General features: G+C 65.8%; 3 protein-coding genes and 1 pseudogene. All 4 read right to left on the bottom strand.

Annotated elements, in window-relative coordinates:
• The coding region (tatB, locus tag IVB32_RS11455; protein ID WP_247410383.1) for a Sec-independent protein translocase protein TatB at positions 1–456 on the bottom strand (456 nt) is incomplete at its 3' end.
• An 88-nt stretch (positions 457–544) separates the two neighbouring features.
• The gene (locus IVB32_RS11450; protein WP_007610722.1) at positions 545–781 is read right to left on the bottom strand and encodes a twin-arginine translocase TatA/TatE family subunit; all 237 of its coding nucleotides are present in this window, start codon (positions 779–781) and stop codon (positions 545–547) included.
• A gap of 166 nt (positions 782–947) precedes the next feature.
• The gene (scpB, locus tag IVB32_RS11445) at positions 948–1700 is read right to left on the bottom strand and encodes an SMC-Scp complex subunit ScpB (RefSeq protein WP_018458030.1); all 753 of its coding nucleotides are present in this window, start codon (positions 1698–1700) and stop codon (positions 948–950) included.
• Between the two features lie 21 nt (positions 1701–1721).
• Positions 1722–2226 (bottom strand): annotated as a pseudogene (locus tag IVB32_RS11440) (segregation/condensation protein A); the annotation flags it as partial.

Here is a 2226-nt window from a genome sequence, read left to right as displayed (position 1 = left end):
CTCACGGGTGATGGCGAGCGGCTCGTTCACGGCCGCATGTGCCTCGGCTTCCACGAAGGTCTCCGGCGTCGGCGCTTCCGGCGTGGTGGGCGTCGTCAGCGCTTCGCTTGAAGTCGCCGACGGTTCGACAGCGGTGGAGATCGAGGTCTCGGCGGGCTTGTCCAGCGCATCGACGCGGAGCGCGTCGCTGACGTCTTTCTGGAGCGAGGTCATCAAATTGTTGCCGGCGAAGCCGGAAGCCGCTTCCTTGACCTCGTCGAAGCTCTTCTTGAGGTCGGCCATTTCGGCCTCGCGCATCGCTTCCTGGAATTGGCCCTGGAATTCGGCGGCCATCTTGCGCGCCTTGCCCATCCACTGCCCGACCATGCGCAGCACGCCCGGCAGCTCTTTCGGGCCGATGGCGATCAGGGCCACGACCCCGATCAGGACCAGTTCACTCCACCCGATGTCGAACATGAGGTCTTCCGTTCACGCCAGCCGCAGCCGGCCCAATCCCTCGCGCGCAGGATCGGGTCCGCTACCCGCGTCTCGCGTGCTCTCTGGCTCAGACGGCCTTGCTGCCGACGTCCGACCGTGCCGCGGTCGGCGCGGCATTGTTGTGCTCGATGGACTTGGCCGGCTCGGGCTTGTCGGCGACCTTGTCGTCGTCCTGCATGCCCTTCTTGAACGCCTTGATGCCCTGCGCCACGTCGCCCATCAGATCCGAGATCTTGCCGCGACCGAACAGCAGCAGGACCACTGCGATCACCAGGACCCAGTGCCAAATGCTGAGTGAACCCATCCTGCAACCCTCCAAACGCGCATGGCCGGGGACCGGCCGATCTTCACCGAAACCTAGGCTTGGCAGGTGTCAAAAACAAGGACCAAGGCAGCGCCAATTCGCTGTTGGCGCTACGTAAATTTGCTAGTGTTAACTGGTCGCAGGCGGCCGGTAAAAGGCCGGGACGTCAGTCCTCGCTGCCACCCCCGCCCCCCTCATGGCCGCCTTCCGGCGGCGTCTCGGGCTCGACCGCGGGCGCCAGCGCCAGATCAAGGTCCTCGCCCGGCTCCAGCGGATCCTCGTCTTCCCGCAAAGTCGGGTCATCCGACGGCGTCGGCACGCTGAATCCGGTCGGCAGGCGCGAATCCAGCAGGCCCGTGCCCTTCAGCTCCTCCAGGCCCGGCAAATCGCCGAGCTGTTCCAGAGTAAACTGCGACAGGAAGTCCTCGGTGGTTCCGAAGGTCAAGGGACGGCCCGGCGTCTTGCGACGACCGCGCGGCTTGATCCAGCCGGTTTCCAGCAGCACGTCCAGCGTGCCCTTCGAGGTGACGACGCCGCGGATCTCCTCGATCTCGGCGCGCGTCACCGGCTGGTGATAGGCGATGATCGCCAGCACCTCGATCGCGGCGCGCGACAGGCGGCGGGTCTCGGTGCTCTCGCGGGTCATCAGCCAGGCGAGATCGCCCGCGGTGCGGAAGGTCCATTTGTTAGCGACCCGCACGAGATTCACGCCGCGCAGGGAGTAGTCGGCCTGCAACTGCTCGAGCGCGGCCTTCACGTCGACGCCCTCGGGCATGCGCTTGGCCAGCGTCGCGGTGTCCAGCGGTTCATTCGAAGCGAACAGCAGCGCTTCCAGCAGCCGCAATTCTTCGGGACGTGCCTGGGACTCGTTCTCCATCGGCTCGGCCTCTTCTACCCGCACTTCAGCCAGGCTTGCCATGGCAGATTCTCCTTGTTGCACTTAAGCGACCGGCGCATCGGGCGCAGGAGCTGCGTCCATGACCGGCTTGGGGCGCCCCTTCCGGAAATAGATGGGCGCAAACGCCTCTTTCTGATTCAGCTCGAGCTGACCTTCGCGCACCAGCTCGAGCGCAGCCGCGAAACTCGAGGCGAGCACCGTCGCGCGCTGCGTCGGATCGGCGACATGCTGAAGCAGAAAATCGTCGAGAACGCCCCAATCGTCTTGCTCGCTGATGCTTCCGACGAGCCGCTCCAGCGTGGCGCGCGCCTCGGCAAGCGACCACACCGTGCGCTTGGCCAGATGCACGCTCGCCAGCACGCGCGACTGGCGCTGCGCGGCATAGGCGGTGAGCAGGTCATAGAGCGTTGCCGTGTATTTCGGATGCTTGATCTCGGCGATCTGCTCGGGCTCGCCGCGCGGGAAGATGTCGCGCAGCAATTGCTGCCGGTTCATCAGCCGGTTGGCGGCTTCACGAATCGCCTCCAGCCGGCGCAGGCGGTTGGCG

The sequence above is a fragment of the Bradyrhizobium sp. 23 genome, from assembly GCF_023073295.1.
In the GTDB taxonomy this organism is placed as follows: Bacteria; Pseudomonadota; Alphaproteobacteria; order Rhizobiales; family Xanthobacteraceae; genus Bradyrhizobium; species Bradyrhizobium canariense_D.
The sequence above is the reverse complement of the archived record's forward strand: the minus strand, read 5'-3'. Positions and strand labels throughout refer to the sequence as shown.